5 protein-coding genes are annotated in these 6,538 nt (G+C 73.6%); all 5 read left to right on the forward strand.

All coding sequences use genetic code 11. The features are described 5' to 3' along the window. A partial coding sequence (locus FGF04_RS06370) for a TauD/TfdA dioxygenase family protein (RefSeq protein WP_149510255.1) occupies positions 1 to 914 on the forward strand: 914 nt, incomplete at its 5' end. 164 nt (positions 915 to 1,078) lie between these two features. Then, positions 1,079 to 3,187, forward strand: coding sequence for a LamG domain-containing protein (locus FGF04_RS06375; RefSeq protein ID WP_235882217.1), 2,109 nt, complete (start codon positions 1,079 to 1,081; stop codon positions 3,185 to 3,187). Between the two features lie 322 nt (positions 3,188 to 3,509). After that, positions 3,510 to 4,811 carry an inositol-3-phosphate synthase gene (locus FGF04_RS06380; protein ID WP_149510251.1) on the forward strand — a complete coding sequence of 434 codons (1,302 nt, stop codon included), beginning with the start codon at positions 3,510 to 3,512 and terminating at the stop codon, positions 4,809 to 4,811. Beyond that, positions 4,808 to 5,857, forward strand: a complete 1,050-nt coding sequence (locus FGF04_RS06385) for an HD domain-containing protein (RefSeq protein WP_223146351.1) — start codon at positions 4,808 to 4,810, stop codon at positions 5,855 to 5,857. The genes FGF04_RS06380 and FGF04_RS06385 overlap by 4 nt, the downstream gene beginning before the upstream one ends. Beyond that, the coding region (locus FGF04_RS06390; protein ID WP_149510252.1) for a class I SAM-dependent methyltransferase at positions 5,854 to 6,538 on the forward strand (685 nt) is incomplete at its 3' end. The genes FGF04_RS06385 and FGF04_RS06390, both read left to right, overlap by 4 nt.

The following is a 6,538-nucleotide window of genomic DNA, read 5'->3' on the forward strand; positions in this document are numbered from 1 at the left end:
CGCCGGCCCTGCGCGACCACCGCATACCCGCCGACGGGCTCTACGAGGGCACCCGGATCCTCGACCGACTGCCCGCCGGGACCCCCGAACTCCCTTACAAGTTCTTCGAGTTGGTGCCGCAGGCGCGCACGATCGGTGCGGTGGTGCGGGGTGTGGACCTGTCCCGGCCGTTGACGGACGAGCTGCGCGAGGAACTGAACCGCGCCCTGCTGGAGTGGAAGGTGCTGTTCTTCCGCGGCCAGCACCTCACCTCCGCCGCCCAGCGCGACTTCGCCCGCAACTGGGGCGAGCTGGAGACCAATCCGCTGCTCGCGACCGGCGACGACGCCGAGGTGGCACGCTTCGACAAGGCGGCGGGGTCGGTCCCGTCGTTCGAGAACGTGTGGCACACCGACGTCACCTTCCGGCCCCGGCCCGCGATGGGCGCGGTGCTGCAGCTGCGCGAGGTGCCGCCCTTCGGCGGGGACACCATGTGGGCGGACATGGCCGCGGCCTACGACAACCTCCCGGAGGACGTGCGGGCCCGCATCGACGGCGCCCGCGCGGTCCACGACTTCCTGCCGGGCTTCGCACGCTTCTACCCGGCCGAGCGTCTCGCCCCGTACCAGGAGCAGTTCCCGCCGGTCGAACACCCCGTGGTGCGCCGGCACCCGGAGACGGGGCGGCGCATGCTCTTCGTCAACACCTCCTTCACCACGCGGATCGTCGGGATGGGCCGGGAGGAGAGCGACCGCCTGCTGCGCCTGCTGTTCCAGCAGGCACATGTGCCCGAGTTCCAGGTGCGGTTCCGCTGGGAGCAGGGCGATGTCGCGTTCTGGGACAACCGCGCGACCCAGCACTACGCGGTGAACGACTACGCCCCGCACCGCCGCGTGGCCGAACGGGTGGCGATCGCCGGCGACCGGCCCTTCTGAAGGCCCGCGGCCCTGTGAAGAAACCTTTACGGCACTGTCGGTGACGTCTGTTAGCTTCGAGCGCTCGTGTGATCCACGAGATTCGATCGCTCACGGCGGAGGCACAGTTGACAGGGTTCAGAAGGACGGGCCGGCTCAGACGGACGGCGGTGGGGAGCTGCGCGGTGGCGCTGCTCGTCACCGCCGCCGGGACGGCGCACGCGGTGGACAACCTGCCGCCGAAACAGCCGCTCGTACGGGACCTCAGTTCGGGGGGCAAGGCCTGCGCGACCGGCGACGGCACGGCCTACGTCTCGGCACCGCCCCGGCTCGACGCGGTGCTGTACGACCCCGAGGAGGACAACCAGCCCGTCGAGAGCAGCCCGGTCAGTGGCGAGTTCGAGGCCTGGTGGACGGACGCCTCGGGGGTGGAACGGCGGCTGACGTACACCACCCTCACTCTGACGTCGGGAGACCGCCAGTCCTGGAGGATGCCGGACGACATACCGGCGAACACCGTCGTCTCCTGGCACGTGCGCGCGAACGACGGTGAAGCCACCTCTCCCTGGAGCGACGAGGGCGACGGCTCGGTCTGCTCGTTCGTGTACGACGACGAGAGCCCGGCGAAGGCGACGATCACCTCTCCCGAATACCCCGAGCCGGAGGACGTGTTCTGGGTGGACGGGGTGGGTGTCTACGGCCACTTCACCGTCGACTCGCCCTCCGAGGACGTGGTGTCGTACAAATACGGCTTCCTGGGCGGTCCTTACGACACCGTCGCCGCGGAGCGTCCGGGCGCGGCCGTGACCATTCCCTACCTGCCGCTCCGCAGCGGGACCAACCGGCTGGAGGTCCAGGCCGTCGACAGGGCGGGCCGGATCAGTCAGACGTCCCGGTACGACTTCAACGTGAAGGCCGGCCGCGCTCCCGTCGCCCGCTGGAAGCTGGACGACCCGGCGGGCTCCCGCTCGGCCGCCGCCGAGGCGGGTCCCACCGCGCGGGCCGGTACCGGGGTGACCTTCGGCGGCCCCGCTCCCTCGCGCACCGCGACCTCCACGGTGGTCGGTCTCGACGGCAGCGGCCACGGCTTCCTCACCTCGGACGCCCCGGCGGCCGACATCCGCAAGACCTTCGCCGTGAGCGCCTGGGTGCGGCCCGCCGGGACCGGCCGGACCATGACCGTCGCCAGCCAGGACGCGGCCGGGGCCCCGGGCTACACCCTCGGGCTGCGGAAGCAGGACTCCGGTGCCGCCTGGTCGTTCACGATCGGCGGTGCGCGGGTGACCGGCGGCACGCCCGAGAGCGGCGAGTGGGCCCGGGTGCTGGGCCTGTACGACGCCGAGACCGGGAAGGCCCGGCTGTACGTCAACGGGCACGAGGTCGGGACGGCTGCGGACGCGTCCCCCGTCGAGGCGTCCGGCGCCTTCCAGATCGGGCGTGCCCGCGGGACGGCCGGCTACCGGGACCGGTGGCACGGGGACGTCGGCGACGTACAGGTGCACGACCGGGTCGTGGTGCCGGACGAGGTGGCCGAACTGGCCTACCGCAAGCCGAAGTTGCTCGGCCACTGGTCGCTGGACAGCGCGACGGACGGGGTGAGCCCGGAGCAGTCCGGCGGTGCGCCGCTACGGCTCGGCACGGGAGCCTCTGTCTACCGGGGTTCCGACGGTTCCTGCCTTCCGGAGCTGGACCCCGACTGCCCCTACGTACCGTCGCCGCTCGTCGGTGACGGGCACCTGCGGCTGGACGGCGAGCACGGATACGCGGCTGCCGACGGGCCCGTCGTCGACACCGGGGACAGTTTCACCCTCGGCGTCGTCGTACGCCTCGCCGACTCCGCGCCCGCCCACCCGATGACCGTGTTGTCACAGGCCGGGGAGCACACCGACGCGTTCAAGGTGCGCTACGTGCCGTCCAGCCACACCTGGCAGCTGGTGATGCCGGAGAGGGACGAGGCCGGCGCCCCCGAGACGGTGGTGTCCCAGATCGAGGGCGCGGACGGGGGCGAGGGCTCGGGCCATCGCCTGGCCGTGGTCTACGACGACGCGACGGACACGGTCAAGCTCTTCCTCGACGGCCACACCAACGCACAGGCGACCGGCACCCTGCCGGACGGCTGGAAGAGCACCGGTGCCCTGCAGATCGGCCGTTCCCGGACCGTTGACTCCCAAAACGGTCCCGGCTGGGGCGAGTACCTGCGCGGCGACGTGGACGAGGTGCAGGCCTACGCCGGTGCGCTGCGGGACGACGACATCAGCGGACTGGGGTGGAGCACGGAACCCTGCCTGTGCTGATGCCCGATCGACAATCGTCGGTCTTCTGACGGGTTCACTCGTTCGGCCCCTTCTCTTCGGGTTCCAGGTGTCCGGAGGGGAGGGGTGTGACCCGCGGTTCGGCTGTGTGAGGGCCGGGGTCCTGGGCGAAACGTTCGAATTCGGGGGTCTTCTCGCGGATGCGTCGCCGTGGGGCGGCACGGAGGCTGGGTGGCGTCACCGCCGCGGCTCTTAGCCGCCGCGCGAACGACCGCTTCTGCGGACCGCGAAGGACCGTCGACCGTTCCCCGTTCCCACCTCGGGGACCGGTCGTGTCCCGCGGGCGAGTCGAACGGAGAGAGCAATGAGCGGACCGATCGAGGGACGGGCTCCCCGGCACGGACGAGCGGGGGCCCCGGCGGGCCGGCTGGGTGTCGCTGTCGTCGGACTCGGCGGAGCGGTGGCCKCCACCGCCGTGGCCGGGGTGGAACTGCTCAAGCTCGGCGCCTGCGACCGGGACGGACTGCCGTTCGCGGCCCGTCCGGACCTGGTGCCCTACGAGGCCATGGTGTTCGGCGGCTGGGACGTGGCCGCCGACGACCTGGCCAAGGCCGCCCATGTGCACCGGGTCCTCGAACCCGCGCAGATCGAGGCCGTCGCCGGCCAGCTGCAGCAGCTGCGGCCGTGGCCCGCCGTGGCGGACTCCGACTACTGCCGCGCGGTCACCGGCGCCAACGTCGTCACGATCGACAGCCCGCGGGAGCGGACCGAACACATCCGCGAGGACCTGCGCCGCTTCCGGGACGACCAGGAGCTGGACGAGGTCGTCGTGGTCAACCTCGCGTCCACCGAGCGGCTGCCCGACGCGGCGTCGCCCGCCCTCGCCACCGTCGAGGCGTTCGAGGCGGCCCTGGACGCCGGTGACGAGGCGCTCACGCCCTCCATGCTCTACGCCTACGCGGCCCTGCGGGAGGGCATGGCGTACCTGAACTTCACCCCGAGCGCGGGCGCCGGCGTGCCCGCGCTGACCCTGCTGGCCGAGCGGCAGGGCGTGCCGATCGCCGGCAAGGACGGCAAGACCGGGCAGACCATGGTCAAGACGGTCCTCGCCCCCGCCCTGCGCTCGCGGGCCCTGCGGGTGGAGGGCTGGTACTCCACCAACCTGCTGGGCAACCGCGACGGACAGGCGCTGGAGGACCCTGACTCGCTGGCCAGCAAGACGGCCACCAAGGAGTCGGTGCTGGACGAGGTGCTCGGGTACCCGGTGGAGGACCACAAGGTCCGCATCGAGTACTACCGGCCGCGCGGCGACGAGAAGGAGGCCTGGGACAACGTCGACCTCGTGGGCTTCCTCGGCCGCCGCATGCAGCTGAAGATCGACTTCCTGTGCCGGGACTCCGTCCTGGCCGCCCCGCTGGTGCTGGACCTGGTCCGGCTGCTGGCCGAGGCGCGCCGCCGCGGCGAGGGCGGGGTGCAGGAGCAGTTCGGGTACTTCTTCAAGGCGCCGATGACCACCGGCGGGAAGGTCCCGGAGCACGCCCTGCACCGTCAGGAGCAGATCCTGCTCGACTGGCTGGACGGCGCGGACCGGGAGGGCGGAAAGGACCGGGAGGGCCTGGAGGACCGGGAGGGTGTCGGTTCGGTCGTGCGGGGCGGACGCTCGTGACGCAGACCGCTCCCCGCCCGGCGCGGCAGGACGTCGTGGAGGTGCCGCGCGACGCCCTGCGGGCGGCCCTCCCCCTGCTGCGCGAGATCGGTGACCTCAAACGGGTCCGTACCGCCGACAGCGGTACGTCGCCGGCCGGGGCCTCCATGGCCGAGCGGGCCTTCCGCCGGTCGTGGGCGGAACTGGCGCGCGGCGGCGATCCCCACGAGGTGGCCGTACGCGCAGGTGCGGCCGCGGTGGCCGGGGCCCGCCTGGCCGGGGTCGACGGGCCCGTGCTGCGCCGGTGCGGGCTCACGGCGGACGAGGCGGCGGACGTGCTGGGGCGCTCGGTGGCGCAGCACGCGGACAGCCTGGGCCAGTCGACGTACCCCCTGCTGCGCGCGGCACTGCCGGGCCTGGCGGAAGACCCGCACGAGGACTTGTACGGAGTCCCGCACGAAGACTTGCACGAAGCCCCGCACGGAGACCCGTACGGAGCCTCGTACGGGTCCGGCGGCGAGGATCCGGCTCCGCGGTTCGCCGCGGCCCTGTGCGCCCAGCCGCGCGCGGGTGCCACCTGCCCGGGGCGGCCCCGCCTGATGGTGGAGCCGCCCGAGAGCCACGGAGACCACTGCTGGGCCGTGGCGGTCTACGGGGTGCTGCTGGCCGAGGCGTTCGGCGCCGAGCCCGGTGACGTCTTCCTGCTCGGCCTCGGGCACCACCTGCACAACGCCGTGCTGCCGGACGCCGGTTTCAGCGGGGAGGAGCTCCTGGGCGAGCACCTGACCGGCGTCGTCGCACGCCTGACGGTGGAGCAGCTCGCCGTACTGCCCGGGCCCCTGACCGCCCGCCTCGGCTCGCTGCTCGCCCTGCGGGAGGCGGCCGAGGCACCGGTCGCGCGGGCCTTCCACGCCGCCGACGTCCTCGACCGCGTGCTGCAGGTACGCCATCACGCCCGGGCCGCCGCCTTCACCGCCGAACAGGCGCTGGACGACCTGGACCTGGTGCACCCCTGCGCGGTGTCCGGCTTCCACCGGGCCGTGCTGGACGCGGCGGAGGCGGTGTGAAGGCCGCGGCGGGGCACACGGCGCCCGGACGCGCGCCGGCCCCGGTCGCGTCCGGGCTGGTCAGTCCCGTCAACGGAGCCCCGCTGCGGGCCTGCGGCCCCGGGCTCCTGACCGACGGGGAGCGGCGCTGGCCCGTCGTGGCCGGTATCCCCTGGCTGCGTACCGGGCGCGAGGAACTGCGCGAGCGGGCGGTGCGCGCCGTCGAGGAGGGCGATCCGGACGGCGCCGCGCTCGTCCTGCTGGCCGACGCCGACGACTGGTGGGACGGTCCCGCCCCCTCCCCCGCCACGCTGCGCGGTGCCCTGCGGGCCACCGGCCTGCGCGAGGCGGTCGCGCTGCTGGGCATGGGCAGGGTCGGCGACTACTTCCTGCACCGGTGGAGCGATCCGACCTGGCTGGCCGTACTGGCCCTGACCGCACGCCACTCCCCGGGGACGGGCGCGGGTACGGGCCCGCGCCCGCGCCCGGAAACGGGACCGGGACCGGGACCTGAGGCAGGGCCGGGGCCCCTGCCGGTGCTGGAGCTGGCCTGCGGCGCCGGGCACCTGCTGCGCGAGCTGGAGCTGCGCGGGCACCGGGACCTGACGGGCGTCGACGTGGTCTTCGCCAAGCTGTGGCTGGCCCGGCACTTCGTCGCGCCCCGGGCCCGGCTGGTGTGCGCCGACGCCACCGCCCCCTGGC

Origin of the sequence: Streptomyces apricus, assembly GCF_008369065.1 — a bacterium.
GTDB lineage: Bacteria > Actinomycetota > Actinomycetes > Streptomycetales > Streptomycetaceae > Streptomyces > Streptomyces apricus.